Raw genomic sequence first — 17,818 nt, forward strand, 5'->3', positions numbered from 1 at the left:
TCTATGTTATATTTCCGGTTCCTGTGCCTGTTTGAGCTGTAGCTGTTCCTGTTGTGGCTACGGTAACTTTTACCTCACCACTTCGTACGAATTTATCTATTGCATCCGCAAGCTTATTAGCTATTCTCTGCCGGGATTCTTCCGGCTTCTCGGTTGCAGAAGCTTCCGAAGTGAATATCTCCAAAAGATCATTGAGTAATATTGGTTTTCCTGTATTTAAACTCATTTTAAAAGCTTTTTAAAATCATCTTTTATATCTAAAAATTCATCCTGTAGAATCAATTGAATAGTTACCCCCATATTGGTCTGATATCCTCTCTCTATCACGGTAAAAAGCCGCTGTAAAAGGTTAAGCATGTTCTGATTATTTGCTTCCATACAGATTTTGTCCGTTAGTTCCAGTTTGGTATCTCCAACTACCCAGAGAAACTTATCCACCTGATCAGTGGCTACCACCATCCAGTCGTCATCATCTTCAACCCTAACAGCCAGTACATAGGTTCCGATTTTGGGAATCTGAAGGAAGCTTTTGTTATCAGAAATCACAGGCTTTAACCGGACATCTAAAAACTCCTGGTCATCTTCATCAATCAGAATACAGGTAGCCTGACTTTCGTTAACAGACTTTACCCTGGCTATATTGCTGACGGCAGGAGCAAGGCTTTTAGCCAAACTTTCAAACCCTGCCCGTAACTGTTCCGGTGTTGCCATCCCAAATAAATCCTAATTGAACTGTTTGTCTACCTCCTCCCATTCCAAATTCGCCCGATACCGACTCAACAAAATAATCTCCTGTTTTTTCCGGATACATTCCACCATCGATCTCTAATACCATTCCTTTATTAATATAAGGCACCAGGAAAAGCTGAATATTTCCTTCATAGCCTTTGTAATTTTCTTTTATTTGAAGCCTGTTTACTATCTCTTTTACATATTGGGAAGGTATACCCGCTTTTATTTTTACTTCTTTTTCGTCATCATATTTTTTCATAACCCGGTTAAGTGCCTTTTCTTGACGCTCTTTTTCTTTACGTTTTCGATCAGCTTCTTTTTGAATTTCTGTTTTTTTTAGGGTACTCTTAGTTTTGGTCACTTCACCTTTCTGGTCTTTTTCCCGGACTACTATTTTTACGTTTTTATCTACTTTCCTTTTTTGAAAATCATCATCTTTTACTGTATTCCATCCAATTTTTATTTTTGCACGCTTTTGAACTTTTCCGAAAAGTGTTCCTACATACAATTCACTGAAATTAAAATAAACAGCGAGCTGACATTCTTTCTTCAGATATTCCAATACCTGGATTCCGGTAGCATTTTTAAACCTTACATTTTTAAGTGGAATATCCGGCATTTCTGGAGAAAGCTTGATATCGGTTCCTGCTGTCACATCCTGTAGTAGCTGTCTGACTGTAACAGAGGCATACGTTTTATTAAAAATAATATCATAGAGCTGATAACCATAGCCTTCACACTCAAGCTCCACCGGAATTCCGAGCTTAACATTTCGGACAAAACCTTCAAACCTTTTTTCGTTTTTTTTATTATACCCCAAAAGAACACTTACTTTATCTCCTTCTTTGAATTGATATACCAGTTTTTTATCTTCAGGAAGGTTTAAATCTTTGGTTTCATCATTACTTTCATTTATCATGTGAATGATTCTTGGTAATGTAATATTACAAGTATCAATAAAGTTTCCTACATCTGTCTTCCAAGACACTTTATTGGGTTTGATATTATTGTAATCTCCTATGCTGATCTTGCTGGTTAAGTAAAATGCCATTACAAAAATTCTAAATCGGTTATAAAATCACTTTTACAAGTCAATTGAAAGGGTCTAATCCAATGATTTTGTCCCTGAACTTCGGGAAATTCTAATTCAGAAATGACAATCCTGCAATCTCTTGGGAGAAATAATTCTGCATAACCTCCCTGAAGAGTTTTTACAAAAGTACTTTCCTTTAATGCTACTAAATCAAGAATCTGTTGTTCAGGAACAGTTCTGTTTTTCCCTATCAGGAAGCCCCGGATTGTAAATTTATAATCTTCAATATTGATTATTTCCGTTACCGTTCCTTTTCGCTCAACTACCGGAGTATTAACAATTGTACTCATAAGATTAACCGAAACAGTACAGATGTCAATCGGTAATTCGATAGGCTCAATTTTACCACCTACCAATTTAGATCCGGTAAGCTTTATAGGAAACCATATATCCTGACCATATGCCCCCACCTTATTAAAAGATTGGCCAAACCTGGAACCATAATGTATCGTCCCCTTTGGTCTTTCATTCTGTGGAATTCCTGAAAAACTTACATCAATGTTTAAAGGTTTAGATTCCGGCACATGATACGAATGCCTTCCAAATACTTCACCATAAAGTTTATATATATTAATTACGTTAGCTGTTGTTGGGGTCATTTTACATATTTTTTGCTCCGTTGTACAATACTCTACCCATTAATTCCATAAGGATTCTCTCAATATCCTGCTCACTTTCTTTCATATTCATGGTGGTAAATTGGATATTATCAAAGAATTTTCCGAGGTTTATGGTAATATACTTTGTTCCACCTCCGGCGATCGTATCTCCGGTTTCTTTGGATTTCTTTTTATTTTTCTCTTTTTTGTCTTCACCAGCTCCGGCATTTTTAAATCGAGTAAGGTCTGAGAAGTAAGCCGTACTTTTAGGGTCAGTAGGTTTGTCCGTCTTGGTGGTTTTATCGACTTCAACCTTTAAAGTACTATCTGAAAGGCCCAGTATATCTTTAATCATCTTATAGGCCCCCTCCAGGTTATCCAGAAAAGGACGGAGAATATTATCCCAAACCCAACCAATTTTTTCACCAATCCAGCCGACAACCTCTAGAATACTGATCAGGACAAACTGCATTCCTTTAAAAATATCCCGTATCAGCTCACTTTTTGAAACCCAGTCAACGATTCCCGATATAATCTTCCATATCGTAGATAAAAGTCCTTTTACAACCCTCCAAAGTACCTCGTAATACTCCATAAGGACAGCAACGTAATTCCCCCACATGCTGGTGCCATTTCCTAAGTTCAGAACATAATCAATAGCCTTTCCGAGCCCATTAGATAACATATCAATATAAGGCTGTGCTTTTGCAAGCATTGGCTGAACCATTTCTGACATCGTGATTGCTACATCGAGAACCCTTACTATAATGGGACTGAAAGAATCCCCGATATCGGTAAGAGCATTGGTTGCTCTGTCTTTTACAGACTCCCATTTCCCGGACATCGTTTTATTCATTTTCTCCAAGGCCCCTTCATATAGACCGCCTTCCATTCTGGCCATAGCCAGTGATTTTGCTAGGAGATCGTAAGAAACCTCCATTTTCTTTACATCTTCTACGCTCTTGCCTGTAGCTTTAGAAAGTAATCCGTAGATATTGATCCCGGCATATCCGAACTGTTTGATATCCGCTGCGGAAGCGACACCTAGCGATTTAATCTGCTGCATATTGATCGCCATCCGCTGAAGTTCATCATTTCCTCCTCCTGTGGCCGATATCGCATTAGCAAGGTTCATAATATCTTCTCTGGCTGCTGCTGCATTACCGTCTACACTTACCAGAGCCCTGTTTGCTTTGAGAAGGGTTCCTGTATCATAAGAAGAGATCTCTGCATCATGCCGGATATTCTGATAAGCAGCCTGGGCCCCTGCATCTCCTAAAAACGTGGAAAGCCCTACGACATCTTTCTCCTTTTGCATAGAGCCTGAAATTGCCGCTCCTATACCATCTTTTACTGCTCCCAGAAAAGCTGACGCAATGTTCATCCCTATATTACCGAGCATGGAGCCTATCGCCATACCTCCGATACTGAAACCTCCACCTCCGGAACCGGAAGAGCTGCTACCTCCTCCGATGTTTCCGGTGTGCCTTCCTGCTTGTCTCTGTAAAGAAGCCAGCTCACGTCTGGCGGCTGCAATCTGGCTTGTTATGGTAGAATTTTTAATGGTATTTTCTACCTCCCGGATTCTTCTTTGCAGCTCGTTGTAGCTCATTCCCAGTGTTCGGTTACGCTGAGTCATCCGGTCAGCATGTTGAGCCATTCTGTTAAATGCAGACTGAGAGGTGGAGCTCAATTTATTTAAGCCCCCACTCATCAAATCTTTCATTCTTACAACAAACTCAACAATATTACTCACGATATCTACATTTTATTTTCATGCTGCTGTTTCCAGATTTCCAAGGCTATCCCGGTGCGGTAAAAGAACTTCTCATCTCCCCATTTTTCTAAGGCATCCGCACCAAACTGCATGGAACCGAAAACAATCAGATATTCAATCCCAGAATCTCTTTTTTCAAAGTCCTGTTTTCCTTTTTCGTTAAGCACGAAAAAACTCGCCTTTCTTGCTTTCTAAGATGTTATTCATCTGAAGGAATACAGCAATAAACAGGTCTTCATCCTCGATTAACTGATAATCTCCATCAAGCCATAACTGTTCGATAATCATGGCAACGGCTTTAGACATTCCATTCATTCCGATAGCAGTCAGATAATCTCCTAAGTCTTCAGCCAATGGTGGACGTAGTACGGCCAGAAAATCATCTACTTTAAGGTAAATAAGATCACGATTTCCGTATTCAACCTTCCATTGGTTCAATTGAGCCTCTGTAAACCTTTCAATAAAAGGAGTTTTGTCTTTTACCTCATTCTTTTTAGAATTGGCTTCTTTTTCTGCCTCTTTGGATTTTCTTTTAGCAAAAATGGACTGTAGTTTTTCGTTGGTATCATTTGATACTGTATTAATCGATTGTTTCATAGTTGTATTTATTAAAGTATTAATGTAATTGTTGCCTGCTCATGGCGATATACGGAAGGGTTATTTCCCTGTTTTTAGCTCCCTGATCCATAGAAACTCCATCCTCTAAAAACTGGACCCCTGTAGAGATGTAACTCTTTATTTTATCGGTAATCCTACGTTTAAAGGAAATAGAAATAACTATCAGCTCGTGCGGAACTTCGGTAATATCATCATATCCGGCATCCTGGGCAGCTTTGTTCATCGCATCTGCCTCAAATCCTAATATTTTGATATTTCCCTCATATTTAATATTCCCTTTTGTGATATCAATGGGCTCCATACCTGCTCCGTAAAGGTGTTCAGCATCTACCGTCTTTTTACTCTCAAAGCCACGCAGACCTTTAATGACACGGTTTAGTATTTTTACTTCAAAATGCGCCCATGCACACTCTGAGGTAGTGATATTAATGTTCATCTTTTAAATAGTTTTTGTTAGCCCGAGGTTTAAAATAATCCAGGTTAGATATCCTAAAGGTTGGATTTTCACCTGCATTTCGAGTGTGTTGGTATTAATCAGATCCTGATCTGTTGGGACCAGTACATCTGCATCGCTGATCTGTCCGGCCATCTGTAAAAGGAGTTGAGATTTAATATTCTGCTCCAGATAAGCGGCATCTGCATCGTTGATCTTTCCTTCTTTGGTCATTCGCACTGAACTTTCCAAAAATGGGATAGATGATGACGTCGCTACTCTTTGAGCTTTGTCGATCAGTCTTCCGTATACCAGGATTCTAAAGTCATCATTCCCTGACATTTTATCAACACTGAAAAAATATCCAGATATCCCTTCTCTAGTGTGGTAATGAATGTATCCGGCATCGGTGAAGTTATTCAGTTCTACAGGGTCAAATTCATCTACAGACTTACTTCCGATAAATGCACTGGTAATACTTAAAACTCCGTTAGTACCGTCTCCGAGCTTAATGTGGGCCGGATATTTAACTGCTCTTGCCAAGGCAACTGCTACAGATGCCGAATTGTCATTTTTTGTCCCTCCCAGTACGATACCTGCAAAAGTATTCTCTGCTGAAACAGGCTTAAAAATAGGGATTACCGTTTCATCTTTAATTCTCCCTTCGATCAGGAATCTTACCGGACGGTTAATAGATTGCTGGTACTGTCCCAATACTTTTGAAGTAACCAAGGCATTTTGTACATCTATATCCAGAAATCCGGTTCCGGCATCATAAGAGTCAGCAGGTTTTCTGCATATCCCTACCAGATTCACCCGGCCTTTTGAAATGGTTAATAATTTTCTCACCCCGTTTGGATTCGTAGAAGTGCAGGCACTTTCCATAGTCATGGTATCCTCAGTTCCCAAAATCCATAGCTCCTGGCTTCCGCCAAGCTCATTATAGAACTCCAGAATATGCCTGTGTAAAAAAGGTTCATCTGTCAAAGTATATCCTTTGCTTTCTGCATCTGACAAAGAATAAACAGTCACTACCTTTCCGATATTGGCCGCCAGTGCGGCGGTTCCTACAATTCCTGCAACGCCGTCAGTTACCAGCACCTGACGCTGCAAGTTGCCATTTGTTACCTTGGTAATAACATTAGGCGTTCCAGTTCCTTGTGACATAATGGTTATGGATTAAGAGTTGTTTTGAATTCTGTTAATGCTGCGATCAGTGTCTCAGCCTTTTGATCTGCTGTTTCAATACCGAAGAATTTAACCAGTGGTTTCATCAGGTTGTAATTCGCTGAGCTCAGCTCTAAGGATTCCAGTTCTTTAATTTTAGCTGTTCTTTCAGCTTCAGAACCTGAAATTAAATCATTTGACCTCCCCTCTTTTTCCAACACTTTTTTATTGTAAGACTCGATCGTCTGATCATCCAGCGTTCCAGCAAATCCCTGGGCCGCTCCGGCGGTATGGAATACACGGCCATCTGAGGTAATATAACACTCCTCATTCAGCGGATGACGCTTAAAATAATCGAGTGCTTTATCTATATATTTTTTCATTTTAAATAATTTTTAAATATTCTTTAAATAATCCTTTTCCATCTGAGAATAACGGCGAGGAGTATAGCGGTAATAAGTCCTAAAAATATTCTCCCGAGCCAAATCTGTACATTTTGAAACCAGGTAAGAGGTTTGTCTCTATATACTGGTTTATCGATGTAAACAGGAGTCTGCTTGGTATCTTTGATATAGGTTTCTTTCCACTGTTTGAATAATTTCTGCGCTTGCTTAGTACATTCGACACTCAATTTATTTCCTTTTATAGAGGCTTTAGGAATATTAATAATTTTACCAGGTTGGGACTTTGATTGAGTTTCCTGTATCTCCCTGAGTATGGGTTTACCGTTAATACAGTCGATATAGGCTTCATAGTAGGAACTGTCAGCCTCTATTTTATATACTGTATCCCGGATGGTCTTAGTAACCTCTCTTGTGTTTTCAATAACCATCGGGGCAGGTGGTTTCACTACTTTGCAGGAAACCACGGTCCCCAATGGAATAATAAATAATAAAACACAAAATATGAAGAAGAAAGTACGTTTCATTAGGTTTTAAAGGTTTTAAAGGTTTTGGTATTCGGTTTTCGCATCAAAGGATGGACATGCCTTGGCTACTTTCGGGAAATCCCGATGCCCCTGGATGATGGCTTTTGGAAACTCCTTTTTCAGAGTCTTTAAAATCTTTAATAAACTTTCCTTTTGTTCCGGGGTACGGGTGTCTTTGGGCTTTCCGTTTCCATCAATACCACCTATATAGCAAATATTGATACTTACAGAATTGTATCCCTTTACACCGTTGGACACCTGATCGATAGGCAATAAATTAACGATCTCGCCATCCGCTTTGATGATATAATGATAGCCGGGCATTTTCCACCCTAATTCTTTTTTCCAGTAATTCTGGATGGCTGACACTGTCGCGGTCTGAGACGTAGCGGAACAATGCACGGCTATATATTGAATTTTTCTCATAATGGTTAAATTTTAAACAGCATCCTGAACAATAGCCATAACTCCTTTCCAGTCTTCTCTACGGCATCTGCCACCTGTTTTAATTAGTCCTGAATGGACATCACCATAGTACAATGGATTTCTCATGTCCTGGAAAAGTTCTGTATCTCCGGTAGCCTTACTTACACTGTCTTTATGCCACAGTAAGCACCCCAGATTAGAATCCCCGGCTAAAGCTTCACCCGGTAAAATAGGCTGATTAGTAGCCGGATCAAATGCCAATACTGAACTCCTTTCTAAGAAAGTGAATCCGGCAAATTTTCCGACAATTCCGTTCGCAAGGTCGGCAGTTGCCTGGAATGCTGCCATTTGATTGGCAGATAACGAATCAATGAATTCCTGATACATATTAGATTCAGTCATCGCATAACGCCCTTCTTTCGGAACGTTATCCTTATTCATCATAGCCTGAGCCTTTTGGAACTCTTTGTGATGTAAACCTTTTCTTTGCCCAGTCTGGCCGTCCACACTGTTTACTGCTGTAGCAGGTCCGGTAGTTTTGATCTGTTTGCTTGCAGGCAGATATTCAACTACAGAACCTCCTCCTGCGATTGGCTTGAAACCTCTAACCCAATTATAGAGCATATCATCTCCCACTGTTTCTACAAGTGTATTGGTATGATCACCTAAAACAGAATCTGTTTTGGCGTAAGAAATTTCCATACCTTCTGTCCAGGTGATTACGGTCGGATCGGTAGAATAGACGTCCAGCGGATAGAATACCACTGTATCACCCCTCTGAACGGCTACTGCCGGAATATTAGGCCTGTTTTTAACCACGTTAGGTTTTGCCCCTGCCTGTGGAACATAGACGATAGAACCGCCTTTTACGAACTTCGATTCATCGAAGCATAATTTTAGGTGTGGATTCGTTTTCCACAATTTCTCTATAATGTATGAGACCCACAGTTCCTGTGGTACTTTTGGATTTGCCATAATATTTTAGTCTTTTAAGTCAGGGTATTTTTCGTTTTTTAATTTGGTATACAAGTCAGGATACTTCTGTCTTACCGTTTCCAATTCATTGGAGCTCCACAAATCATCCCATGATTTACCATTGTATTTCTCCAGTTCCTGGTCTCCGTCTTTGATTTTCTCCGTCACGGAAACCTGGGCAGGTAAAGTGTCGATCAAATCTTTTAATCCGGAAGGGTTAGTGGCATAATCAGCGGAAAGTTTGGCAGCCAGTTCCTGGGTAAGCTTCTTATCATTCTTACCTTTGTCGATAAGGTCTTCCACCTGTTTTTTCACCGTTTCTGCTTTTAAATCTTTCAGCTCCGTTTCTTTAGTATCTAAAGAGGTCTTGTATTCATCAGCTTTATTAGCTTTATCAACTAAATTATTGATCGCTGCTAAAACTTCCGGTTCGTCACCGTCTTTTAGATTTAAGGCTGCAAGAATCTTTGCAGCATCAAGGGTATTGCTCATAGTATTTTTGATTGTAAAATTTTCAAGATCAGAGAGATTTAATTCATTACCTTCCATGTCATAAAGGCTTGTTAATGCGCTGTAATTACCAGGTATATCGACTAATGATATTTCTCTGGGAAACCATTTTGTTACTGTAGGTCTTTCTTGACCTTCAAGCATTAAACTCTTATCATTAGATGCATTTAATACTGTAATTTTACCCACAGAGGCCGCATTTAAAAAGCCAGTTTCAATTTCGTTAACTGTTCTTTCACCACGGGGGTGCGATAGATTAATACAAGGTTTTGCATATACTTTATCACCCTCTGTCCTAAAGTCTTCCCATCTGACAAGAACACCCATTTCACGTGGGAATTCTTTAGTTCCATGTAAATAATATCCTATAGGGTTCTTTTTAATTTCATCAATTTGAAGTCCCTCTGTTAAGCATCTGTACTTATATACATTCACAGAATTATCTGTTAAACAGAACTCCTTATCAATCTTTTTAAACTTATCGCTCATAGGCTTTTGATTTTCTGAATACAAAGGTTTTGTTTTTTCAAAGCATACCGAAATACTTGCGCAAGGATTGCACAACTATTTTATTATCAGTCTGTTTAAGGTGAATTTTGTATCGAGAAATAGTATAAAATGGCCGCAAGTAAACAGCAACAACGCGAACATGCAAAGCTTCTTTATGTAGGGGAAAGAATTACCTTAAAAGAAGTGGCAGAGCGTGTGAAGGTAACTGAGAAAACAGTTGGAAAATGGTGTAAAGAGGACGGGTGGGACGCCTTAAGAAAAAGTCTCTTAACAACGAGGCATACCCAATTAGCAAGATGGTATAATCAATTAGATACCATTTCCTCTAAAATTGAGGAGAGAGATAACATCCCTACCAATACGGAGGCTGACACCATGAGTAAAATTACTTCCAATATTCAAAAACTGGAAGTAGAAATCGGACTTGGTGAAATTATAGAAACCGGGAAAAAGGTTATCACATTCATTCAGCAAATCAATCTTGACGATGCCAAACTATTCAAAAATTATTTTGACGAGTACATTAATAACCGGGTAAGAAATGGCTAAGAGAAAAAAAACAGATAAAGAGTGGCTTTCGGAATGGAAGGAATTCGGTGATAATATTGACAACGCTACCCCTATTGATCTTACAGAATCGTCTGTCGAAAAGCTTAAAAGAATTAAGAGGCTTGAAACTGACAACGAAGCGTGGTTTAAATTCTATTTCCCAAACTTCTATACCTCTGAACCTGCTGATTTTCACTTAGTGTCCACTAAAAAAGTCATGCAAAACTCTGAATTTGAATTAGTGCGGTCATGGGCCCGTGAGCTTTCCAAATCGGGACGAACAATGATGGAAGTTTTAAAGCTTGCTTTAACCGGGAAAAAGAAAAATATCCTTTTAATTTCAAATTCTTACGATAATGCCGAAAGGCTACTAATGCCATATATGTTAATCCTTGAAAGGAATAACAGGATTATAAATGATTACGGGGCACAAAAGAAAATAGGCTCTTGGGAGGCCGGAGAGTTTACCACCCGAAAAGGAGTGGCTTTCCGGGCTCTGGGTGCCGGACAGTCACCAAGGGGTACACGTAATAATGAAATTCGTCCCGATGTAATTCTGATTGATGATATCGATACTGACGAAGATTGCAGAAACCCCGAAATCATAGAAAAGCGTGTCAAATGGATAGAAGAAGCATTAATACCTACCAGATCCATATCTAATGGGCTTTTATTGATTACCTGTGGAAATGTCATAGCAGATTATTGCTGTGTTACCGTAATGGGTGCCAGGGCTGACTCATGGGAAATTATCAACATCCGGGATGAGAATGGAAAATCTACATGGCCACAGAAAAACACAGAAAAGCTAATCGATATTGCTTTGCGTAATATGAGCTATGAAGCCATGCAAAAGGAATACTATAATAATCCTATGGATGGAGGGAAAGTATTTAAAAACCTGATTGATAAGTCACCGTTTAAATTAAAACAGTGTGATTATGTCATTATCTATGCTGACCCTGCTACCAGCAATAGCGAGAGTAAAAAATCTTCGAGCAAAGCTATTGGGATTATTTCTAATAAAGGAATGGATTATAATATCCATAAAGCATGGGTGGATCAAATGACGAATGCCAAATTTATCGAATATCTTTTTGAAGCCTATATCATATGTAAAAATGCAGGAGTAGATGTGATCTATGTATATATAGAAAACAATACACTCCAAAATCCCTTTTATGAGCAGGTCCTTTTACCGCTGATTTACGGAAAATCGAATGAACTCGGTATTATTCTGCCTATCCGTCCTGATGAGAGGAAGAAGCCAGAAAAATGGACCCGTATTGAAGGTAATCTGGAGCCCATGATCCGACTGGAAAGATTAACCTTCAATGAAAAAGAAAGCGATAACCCTCATATGATGAGACTAAAGGCACAGTTTAAAAATGCCAATGCAAAAGCAAAGCTTCTGGATGGTCCCGACATGGTAGAAGGAGCAGTATCTATTATTGAGGAAAAAAGAGCTGCCGAGGCTTTGGGCGCTGTAGAAATGTGGGAACGTAAACCAAGCCGTCACAGGCTTTAAAAATATTAAACTATGTTAGTAACACCGGAAGATTTAGTCACAGAATTATATCCTGAGGTGGTTAATGAGATCACCAGAACATCAAAGGAAGAGCAGGAAGCCCAAATCAGAGCTGCGGAAGATTTTGCCAAAGGTTTTCTGTTTAAATACGATTTAAAAGCCCTTTTTGGAACTGTGGCCACTGCCCCGACAGTTAAAGACGAGGGCCTTAAAAAGTGTATCAAAATTATTGCTGCCTACTTTTTAGTAAGAAAGGCTAACCCAGCAGTACAGCTCGATCTGTTTCGAGATGACTATATGATGATGATCGGAACCAAGGAAGAGCCGGGATGGCTGTATGAAATCAGAAACGGAGCCATTAATCCGGAATGGCCGTATAAACCTGACGATCCTGATACACCCGATATTGATGAGAGTACCATGTATGATGATGTATACTGGACATCTACCAAAAAACGCATAAACCGATTTTAGCAATGAAAAAGAAAAGAAACAAAATATCTGCTGAACAACCTCACGAAGTTTACCCACCATTTTTAATTCATGATCTAACCATAGTTTCTCCGGACCGAAGCCGGAAAGACATTGGTTCCCTTAGGGATGCTATAGTAAGTGCTGAGCAGGTTTATTTTCCAAACAGGGCTTTACTCTATGACCTGTATCATGATATCTATACTATGGATGGCTACTTATCCGGTATTATTGATAAAAGGATTGATTTTGTACTCAATAAAAAATTAAAGTTCTACGATAAGGACGGAAAAGATGTTGAGGAGATCTCAAATTTGATGCAGGGAGAAACAGGACGTGACCTGATTCGTAAAATTATGGAGTCTGTATTCTGGGGAATTTCAGGGGTTGAATTTAAAATCGGGGGAGAGTTTGCTTTTGATGAAATCCCAAGAAAACACATTAAGCCCGAAAAAGGGCTGATTACTAAAAGTCAATACGGCATTTCTGCTGATGCAGGATATAGAATAGATGAGCTTCCATTTGTCTGGGTTATTGGCAAAAAGGATGATTTAGGAAAGCTCCTGGCCTGTTCCATGTATGCTATTTATAAACGTGGAAACTTTGGAGACTGGGCCCAATACGTCGAAATATTCGGGCAGCCAGTCCGTATTTTGGAATACGACGCCTACGATACAAAAACGAAACAGGAGCTTAAAGGAATGCTTGACAAAGCTGGCAATTCTCTTGCTATGATGATCCCTAAACAGGCAAAATTCCAGATGCTGGACGGAAAACAAAGCAACGGGGACGGAAAGCTTCAGCTTTCATTTAAAGATGCCTGTAATGAAGAAATGGCGATCCGTATTCTGGGTAATACACAAACTACATCAAGTACACGGGGCTCCGGTTATGCTCAGGCCAAAGAGCATGGAGAACAACAGGAACAGATTACTGCTTCGGATTTGACAATGGTAGAGAATTACCTGAATTCAGATCACTTTTTAAATATCCTTAGATCCTATGGATACAATATTGAGGGCGGCTATTTCGGATATGAAAAAGAGTTGGATCCTGAAAGGCTAAAGCAACGATTGGAAATCGATCTTCAGGTATCGGAAAAAGTTCCCATTGCCGATGATTATTGGTATGATACCTACGGTCTGCCAAAACCCGACAATTACGATGAGCTTAGAAAAAAAATGGATGAAAAAGCCAATTTCAACCCTATGCCCCCGGAAAAACAGCCCGGAGAGAAAGAAGAAAAGAAGGACAAAGAAACCGAAAACCTTTCTGATTTTTCCAAATCTAAATTCCTGGATCCGTTTTTTAAAAAGCTTGCTGATTTTTTCGACCACGCCCGACTATAGTCGGGCAGCTTAACAATTTATATGCCCATCATTGTGAGGTATGTGGTGGGATCATAGAAGACCTCTCCGACGCAGAAGATAACTGGGATGATATCTACAATGAAATTGCTAAGGAGCTCCTTGAAAATAATGGTATTGCCATTAATGCAGGTTTACACCTAAAGACTGCCGGAAAACTTTTGGCTGCCATAGATAAAGGTATCGGAGATGATAATTTAACTGATGACCAAGCCAGAAAGAGGCTGACTGAAAAACTAAAGCAGAATATTTACGCCTTTTCCGCCGCTAAATCTTTCACCCAAATGCAGTATTATAGGGATATGATGATTGGGGAAGACGGCTCTATCCTGGGAAAAAGTTCCTATATCAAAAAAATAGCAGATACAGGAGAAATTTTTAATAAGAAATTTTTAGAGGCAGAATATGAAAATGCTTATTATTCTGCGGTTATGGCAGACCAATGGGAGCGCTATGCAGAGGATGAAATTTTACAATACTCAACAGCTGGAGACAGCCATGTAAGGCCCTCACACGCTGCATTAGACAAATATACCGCTCCAAAAAGCCATCCGTTCTGGATCAATAATTATCCACCTAACGGCTGGGGATGCAGATGTATAGCCACTCCCGGAAAAGCAGGGTATCAGAACCGTTTAACGGATAAGGAGGCCGGAAACCAGCTAAAAGCGGAAAATAAGGACACTCCATTTTATAATAATGTAGGACTGTCAAAAGTCATATTCAAGGATAACCATCCATATTTTGTGAACTCCAGGGGAAAGGAACTCAATCTGAGTTGGGAACAATACGGAATGCCTGATCTGGCTAAAATAAGATCAGAAGAGCTGCCTGCCTATAAGATAACCACAAAAGAAGATTATCTGAATTGGTGGGAGAAACAACCTAAAAGTAACGAAAATGATATTTCTATTAAAGATATCCTGGGTAATGAAATTATTCTGGAGAGTGCTTCCGGCAAAAAAGGAAGGGAATCCGACTATTTTAAACATCATATTATCAGAAAGGAGGCTGACAAAAGATATGAGTATGCTACCGAAGTAAAAAATGTTTTAAAAAACCCCGACGAAGTCTGGATGAACCATAAAGATAGTAATACCAAAATTTATCTAAAATATTATGAAAATGGAACATTAAAGCTGGTAGTAAATGAAAACAACAAAGCCGAAACAATGTTCTTAATTGAAAAAGACGATAAATCGGAGCTCAATAAATTAGGAGAAGCCCGAAAAGGAATCCTGATGTACCGATAAAAAAAAACGAACCTCAAAAGGTCCGTTTCTATAGGTATGCACAAGGAATTTAGCTCATCGGGTTAGGAAGCCTAAATCCGGCACTCATACCAACAAGACAAATATACAAACTTTTTTTAATATATGAATCCTCAGGACTTTAGCGCAGCAATTAACAGAAAGGCCAATGAACTAAAAAATTATGCAACAAACCGTTTTCCATCAAAAGCGGGTAATATTGCCCTACGGTTTGTTAATGGTAATTTTAGGGCTCAGGGCTTCCAGGGTACTTCTTTTAAAAAATGGAAACCTAATAAAAGGGGTGGAACCGTTCTTGTAAAAACCGGAAAGCTGAGGGCAGCAACTTATTTCACTACACAACCGGGACAGGTTACCATTAAAAATACGATGCCATATGCCAAGGTTCACAATGAAGGATATAAGGGAGAAGTAAGTGTAAAAACCCATACCCGGAATAAATATTCCAAAACAAAAGTAGGAACCGGAAAGTTTACAAAAACCGGAAAAGAACGCACCCGGACCATGACCATGAAAACAGGGCAAAACTCGGTTAAAGGACATACACGAAAAATTAACCTACCGCAAAGACAGTTTATTCCAACCACTAAAAGTCCGAGCCCTGTACTTAACAATGCGATATTAAGAGAAGTGGCGAGAGATATTAACCAAATAATGAAATAATATGGATTATTTTTTTTCACAAATACTAATGGACCTTCAGGAAAGAATATCACAGGAGGTTCCAGAAATCACTTATATAGATCAGGATTTAGGGCAGCTCGGACAGACCGGAGAGCATGAAAGGCCGCCTTTATCTTATCCTGCCTGTTTGATAGATTTTCCAAATTCCGATTATAGCAATTTATCCGGGGGAGCACAGCTCGGAGCAGTTCCTATTACCTTTCAGTTAATATTCGATACCTACAGCCAGACCTGGCATAAAGCCCCGAAACAGGTTATTATGAAAGGTCTGGAATATTTGGAGGTTGAACAGAAGCTGCATAAATGCCTGCAAAAATGGCATCTGGATTATTTTTCGCCGCTGATAAGGACGAATGTAAAAAGCCAGAATAATAATGATATTGGATTAAGAGTAAGACAGCTTACTTATAGCACGGAATATGAAGATTACACCCCAATTGATGAAGAGTATAAAGAGGTAGTATTCTCTTTTAAAGGAGAAATCAAAGATTAGTTAAAGAGTGAGAGCTGTTGGGAAGTTTCCTGCGAAGGGAAAACCATTCCTTTAATATTCATCCATTGGCGATAAGACAGATAAATATTGTGCTGCGGAAAGTAATTATTGAGAATTCTGGTATCGGGTACATCGGCGTGCTTATATTGGTTGTAAACCGATATAATATATTTTGCCCGCTTTATATAATTTCTACGATTGTACGCCATTTGAGACAAAAGTACAATCCATAAATATACAAGTCAAGTCGGCGTTATAATGCATTAAAAAACCCGCTAAATTGCGGGTTTATTCTATAAATAACTTTTTGTTTGTAATAGAGCATGTATTTTCTCCATTATGTGTAAAATAATAATATATTTTATTCTCTTTATTTTCATAAGTAAATCCAAGTCTAATATCTTCATATTCTTGTTTGGGATTTATTTCTTTTTTCCATAAACTCAGAATTATATTACAATTTGCCTTAATAGACCTAAAAACATAGGTTGTATCATAATCTTGAAATGTTGTTTCTATCCGCTTGTCTATCGCTCCGTTCTTATGATATTCTATTAAATCATTCTCTGTACTGGTATCCGGTAAATATTCATAAAAAACAGTAGGCTCAGCTTTATAATTTCCAACCAACTTATAACCAGGAAATAATTCATTTGCCACTAAATCAGGAAGTGTTTTATCTCCGTGATGTATTTTTTTTAAAAGCTCAATATTCTGCCCAAATGCTATACATGATAATAGTAAAAAAAATAGTTTTTTCATTTTGGAAATTATTTTTTTCACAAATATAATCAATTAACTTTTTGTTAGGATATAATTATTACATCAAAAAACAATTCAGAAGTGCTGTTTATCTCTGTTTCTTTAATGATCAATCTATCTTCGTTTAAAGCTTCTTTAAGTACATCTAAAAGGCTATACTCGAGCTCGGTTTTATCATTACTCCTTACTAATTTATTATCAATCTCAAATTCAATAGTAAGAGTAATTTTTCGTTTTAATTTTGACATTTATTTTGTTTTTTTGATTTGATTTTTTTTAATACAGCTATTTTTTTTGTCTTACATTTTTCACATTCTTTTTCTTCAAAATCTCTTCCTACAAAATAGCCGAACCAAAAAAAGTCCGAATGTTTAAATTCTTTTTCGCTCTTATTTGTTAATACTATAGTAGAAGAGTAATCTCCTCTTAATATTTCAATATCGCATAGAGCTGAAATTCCAATACCTATGGATAATTCTTTAAATGCTAATAAAATCAGTTCAACTGTATCATTCTGTGAATTTATTCTATACTCTACCTGTCTCATGAAACAAATTTATTGTATCATTTTTTTTTCCGGAAACGGTTTTCCGTAATCTATTTAAATTCTTTTAAAGTATTTTTCAACTCTTTTTCAAAGACATGTAGATAATGATTATTTTCACTCTGCTTTTCACCGGGTTTGGTTGCTGTAATAGTGTAATGTCTATAAGCAGGTTCGCTTACCAGCATTTCTTCTACAGCTGGGAAAAACATTGTAAACCCTTTAATTTCATAGCCTTTCTTTTGTAAAAAATTAACTATTTCTATCTGTACAAAGTTCATTTTAATTTCAAGGTCTATAATTTCTTTACCTTTTTCAGTCAGACGAATCATTTTATTTCCAATATTTTTTATTCAGGTAAGTTGCAGGATATGGGAATGC

At 38.3% G+C, this 17,818-nt stretch carries 25 protein-coding genes; 7 read left to right on the top strand and 18 right to left on the bottom strand.

Annotated elements, in window-relative coordinates:
- Position 1: 1 nt before the first annotated feature.
- Genes OK18_RS19040 through OK18_RS19105 form a run of 14 tightly spaced genes read right to left on the bottom strand, consistent with a single transcriptional unit; the run spans position 2 to position 9,747 of the window.
- On the bottom strand, positions 2–226 hold the full coding sequence (locus OK18_RS19040; protein WP_053329029.1) for a hypothetical protein: 225 nt from the start codon (positions 224–226) through the stop codon (positions 2–4).
- Positions 223–711, bottom strand: coding sequence for a hypothetical protein (locus OK18_RS19045; RefSeq protein ID WP_053329030.1), 489 nt, complete (start codon positions 709–711; stop codon positions 223–225). The genes OK18_RS19040 and OK18_RS19045 overlap by 4 nt, the downstream gene beginning before the upstream one ends.
- On the bottom strand, positions 677–1,783 hold the full coding sequence (locus tag OK18_RS19050; protein WP_053329031.1) for a hypothetical protein: 1,107 nt from the start codon (positions 1,781–1,783) through the stop codon (positions 677–679). Before OK18_RS19050 ends, OK18_RS19045 begins: the two co-directional genes overlap by 35 nt.
- Positions 1,783–2,424, bottom strand: a complete 642-nt coding sequence (locus tag OK18_RS19055; RefSeq protein WP_053329032.1) for a DUF6046 domain-containing protein — start codon at positions 2,422–2,424, stop codon at positions 1,783–1,785. Before OK18_RS19055 ends, OK18_RS19050 begins: the two co-directional genes overlap by 1 nt.
- A gap of 1 nt (position 2,425) precedes the next feature.
- A complete protein-coding gene (locus tag OK18_RS19060) occupies positions 2,426–4,180 on the bottom strand; it encodes a tape measure protein (RefSeq protein WP_156173336.1) in 1,755 nt (584 codons plus the stop codon).
- 5 nt (positions 4,181–4,185) lie between these two features.
- Positions 4,186–4,368, bottom strand: coding sequence for a hypothetical protein (locus OK18_RS19065; RefSeq protein ID WP_053329034.1), 183 nt, complete (start codon positions 4,366–4,368; stop codon positions 4,186–4,188).
- Positions 4,361–4,798, bottom strand: coding sequence for a hypothetical protein (locus OK18_RS19070; RefSeq protein WP_053329035.1), 438 nt, complete (start codon positions 4,796–4,798; stop codon positions 4,361–4,363). The genes OK18_RS19065 and OK18_RS19070 overlap by 8 nt, the downstream gene beginning before the upstream one ends.
- Before the next feature lie 19 nt (positions 4,799–4,817).
- Complete coding sequence (locus tag OK18_RS19075) at positions 4,818–5,255, bottom strand: hypothetical protein (RefSeq protein ID WP_053329036.1); 438 nt, start codon at positions 5,253–5,255, stop codon at positions 4,818–4,820.
- A 3-nt stretch (positions 5,256–5,258) separates the two neighbouring features.
- Positions 5,259–6,419, bottom strand: coding sequence for a DUF2586 family protein (locus OK18_RS19080; protein ID WP_053329037.1), 1,161 nt, complete (start codon positions 6,417–6,419; stop codon positions 5,259–5,261).
- Between the two features lie 5 nt (positions 6,420–6,424).
- Positions 6,425–6,802: a hypothetical protein gene (locus OK18_RS19085; RefSeq protein ID WP_053329038.1), complete on the bottom strand. Its 378-nt coding sequence runs from the start codon at positions 6,800–6,802 to the stop codon at positions 6,425–6,427.
- A 23-nt stretch (positions 6,803–6,825) separates the two neighbouring features.
- Complete coding sequence (locus OK18_RS19090; protein WP_053329039.1) at positions 6,826–7,347, bottom strand: hypothetical protein; 522 nt, start codon at positions 7,345–7,347, stop codon at positions 6,826–6,828.
- A 15-nt stretch (positions 7,348–7,362) separates the two neighbouring features.
- Entirely contained in the window at positions 7,363–7,773 is a 411-nt protein-coding gene (locus OK18_RS19095) for an N-acetylmuramoyl-L-alanine amidase (protein WP_053329040.1), read from the bottom strand.
- A 12-nt stretch (positions 7,774–7,785) separates the two neighbouring features.
- Positions 7,786–8,748, bottom strand: a complete 963-nt coding sequence (locus OK18_RS19100) for a phage capsid protein (protein ID WP_053329041.1) — start codon at positions 8,746–8,748, stop codon at positions 7,786–7,788.
- A gap of 6 nt (positions 8,749–8,754) precedes the next feature.
- Positions 8,755–9,747 (bottom strand): phage protease, encoded by a 993-nt coding sequence (locus OK18_RS19105; RefSeq protein WP_053329042.1) that lies wholly within the window; start codon positions 9,745–9,747, stop codon positions 8,755–8,757.
- A gap of 129 nt (positions 9,748–9,876) precedes the next feature.
- On the opposite strand from OK18_RS19105, the gene OK18_RS19110 reads away from it, so the two are divergent.
- From OK18_RS19110 to OK18_RS19140, 7 genes are all read left to right on the top strand, one after another.
- Positions 9,877–10,317 (top strand): DUF1804 family protein, encoded by a 441-nt coding sequence (locus OK18_RS19110; protein WP_053329043.1) that lies wholly within the window; start codon positions 9,877–9,879, stop codon positions 10,315–10,317.
- On the top strand, positions 10,310–11,845 hold the full coding sequence (locus OK18_RS19115; RefSeq protein ID WP_053329044.1) for a hypothetical protein: 1,536 nt from the start codon (positions 10,310–10,312) through the stop codon (positions 11,843–11,845). The genes OK18_RS19110 and OK18_RS19115 overlap by 8 nt, the downstream gene beginning before the upstream one ends.
- A gap of 12 nt (positions 11,846–11,857) precedes the next feature.
- Positions 11,858–12,319 (top strand): hypothetical protein, encoded by a 462-nt coding sequence (locus tag OK18_RS19120; protein ID WP_053329045.1) that lies wholly within the window; start codon positions 11,858–11,860, stop codon positions 12,317–12,319.
- Between the two features lie 2 nt (positions 12,320–12,321).
- Positions 12,322–13,665, top strand: coding sequence for a phage portal protein family protein (locus OK18_RS19125; RefSeq protein ID WP_053329046.1), 1,344 nt, complete (start codon positions 12,322–12,324; stop codon positions 13,663–13,665).
- Positions 13,666–13,844: 179 nt separating this feature from the next.
- The gene (locus OK18_RS19130) at positions 13,845–14,936 is read left to right on the top strand and encodes a PBECR2 nuclease fold domain-containing protein (RefSeq protein ID WP_053329047.1); all 1,092 of its coding nucleotides are present in this window, start codon (positions 13,845–13,847) and stop codon (positions 14,934–14,936) included.
- Between the two features lie 123 nt (positions 14,937–15,059).
- Complete coding sequence (locus OK18_RS19135) at positions 15,060–15,617, top strand: phage virion morphogenesis protein (protein ID WP_053329048.1); 558 nt, start codon at positions 15,060–15,062, stop codon at positions 15,615–15,617.
- Between the two features lies 1 nt (position 15,618).
- Positions 15,619–16,131 (top strand): hypothetical protein, encoded by a 513-nt coding sequence (locus OK18_RS19140; protein ID WP_156173337.1) that lies wholly within the window; start codon positions 15,619–15,621, stop codon positions 16,129–16,131.
- Positions 16,132–16,419: 288 nt separating this feature from the next.
- Here the strand turns inward: OK18_RS19140 and OK18_RS19145 are convergent, their stop codons facing one another.
- From OK18_RS19145 to OK18_RS19160, 4 genes are read right to left on the bottom strand one after another with little or no spacing between them, the layout of a single operon-like run.
- Positions 16,420–16,893 carry a hypothetical protein gene (locus OK18_RS19145; protein WP_053329050.1) on the bottom strand — a complete coding sequence of 158 codons (474 nt, stop codon included), beginning with the start codon at positions 16,891–16,893 and terminating at the stop codon, positions 16,420–16,422.
- 44 nt (positions 16,894–16,937) lie between these two features.
- Positions 16,938–17,141 carry a hypothetical protein gene (locus OK18_RS19150; RefSeq protein ID WP_053329051.1) on the bottom strand — a complete coding sequence of 68 codons (204 nt, stop codon included), beginning with the start codon at positions 17,139–17,141 and terminating at the stop codon, positions 16,938–16,940.
- Entirely contained in the window at positions 17,129–17,440 is a 312-nt protein-coding gene (locus OK18_RS19155) for a hypothetical protein (protein WP_053329052.1), read from the bottom strand. Before OK18_RS19155 ends, OK18_RS19150 begins: the two co-directional genes overlap by 13 nt.
- 50 nt (positions 17,441–17,490) lie before the next feature.
- Positions 17,491–17,769 (bottom strand): hypothetical protein, encoded by a 279-nt coding sequence (locus OK18_RS19160; protein ID WP_053329053.1) that lies wholly within the window; start codon positions 17,767–17,769, stop codon positions 17,491–17,493.
- Between the last annotated feature and the right edge of the window lie 49 nt (positions 17,770–17,818).

This window comes from Chryseobacterium gallinarum, from assembly GCF_001021975.1.
Taxonomy (GTDB): Bacteria; Bacteroidota; Bacteroidia; order Flavobacteriales; family Weeksellaceae; genus Chryseobacterium; species Chryseobacterium gallinarum.

Bases quoted from the DNA above. Each gene is read 5' to 3' on its own strand.
- OK18_RS19040 (WP_053329029.1), bottom strand. From the start codon at position 226: ATGAGTTTAAATACAGGAAAACCAATATTACTCAATGATCTTTTGGAG.
- OK18_RS19045 (WP_053329030.1), bottom strand. From the start codon at position 711: ATGGCAACACCGGAACAGTTACGGGCAGGGTTTGAAAGTTTGGCTAAA.
- OK18_RS19050 (WP_053329031.1), bottom strand. From the start codon at position 1,783: ATGGCATTTTACTTAACCAGCAAGATCAGCATAGGAGATTACAATAAT.
- OK18_RS19055 (WP_053329032.1), bottom strand. From the start codon at position 2,424: ATGACCCCAACAACAGCTAACGTAATTAATATATATAAACTTTATGGT.
- OK18_RS19070 (WP_053329035.1), bottom strand. From the start codon at position 4,798: ATGAAACAATCGATTAATACAGTATCAAATGATACCAACGAAAAACTA.
- OK18_RS19075 (WP_053329036.1), bottom strand. From the start codon at position 5,255: ATGAACATTAATATCACTACCTCAGAGTGTGCATGGGCGCATTTTGAA.
- OK18_RS19080 (WP_053329037.1), bottom strand. From the start codon at position 6,419: ATGTCACAAGGAACTGGAACGCCTAATGTTATTACCAAGGTAACAAAT.
- OK18_RS19085 (WP_053329038.1), bottom strand. From the start codon at position 6,802: ATGAAAAAATATATAGATAAAGCACTCGATTATTTTAAGCGTCATCCG.
- OK18_RS19090 (WP_053329039.1), bottom strand. From the start codon at position 7,347: ATGAAACGTACTTTCTTCTTCATATTTTGTGTTTTATTATTTATTATT.
- OK18_RS19095 (WP_053329040.1), bottom strand. From the start codon at position 7,773: ATGAGAAAAATTCAATATATAGCCGTGCATTGTTCCGCTACGTCTCAG.
- OK18_RS19100 (WP_053329041.1), bottom strand. From the start codon at position 8,748: ATGGCAAATCCAAAAGTACCACAGGAACTGTGGGTCTCATACATTATA.
- OK18_RS19105 (WP_053329042.1), bottom strand. From the start codon at position 9,747: ATGAGCGATAAGTTTAAAAAGATTGATAAGGAGTTCTGTTTAACAGAT.
- OK18_RS19110 (WP_053329043.1), top strand. From the start codon at position 9,877: ATGGCCGCAAGTAAACAGCAACAACGCGAACATGCAAAGCTTCTTTAT.
- OK18_RS19115 (WP_053329044.1), top strand. From the start codon at position 10,310: ATGGCTAAGAGAAAAAAAACAGATAAAGAGTGGCTTTCGGAATGGAAG.
- OK18_RS19120 (WP_053329045.1), top strand. From the start codon at position 11,858: ATGTTAGTAACACCGGAAGATTTAGTCACAGAATTATATCCTGAGGTG.
- OK18_RS19125 (WP_053329046.1), top strand. From the start codon at position 12,322: ATGAAAAAGAAAAGAAACAAAATATCTGCTGAACAACCTCACGAAGTT.
- OK18_RS19135 (WP_053329048.1), top strand. From the start codon at position 15,060: ATGAATCCTCAGGACTTTAGCGCAGCAATTAACAGAAAGGCCAATGAA.
- OK18_RS19140 (WP_156173337.1), top strand. From the start codon at position 15,619: ATGGATTATTTTTTTTCACAAATACTAATGGACCTTCAGGAAAGAATA.
- OK18_RS19145 (WP_053329050.1), bottom strand. From the start codon at position 16,893: ATGAAAAAACTATTTTTTTTACTATTATCATGTATAGCATTTGGGCAG.
- OK18_RS19150 (WP_053329051.1), bottom strand. From the start codon at position 17,141: ATGTCAAAATTAAAACGAAAAATTACTCTTACTATTGAATTTGAGATT.
- OK18_RS19155 (WP_053329052.1), bottom strand. From the start codon at position 17,440: ATGAGACAGGTAGAGTATAGAATAAATTCACAGAATGATACAGTTGAA.
- OK18_RS19160 (WP_053329053.1), bottom strand. From the start codon at position 17,769: ATGATTCGTCTGACTGAAAAAGGTAAAGAAATTATAGACCTTGAAATT.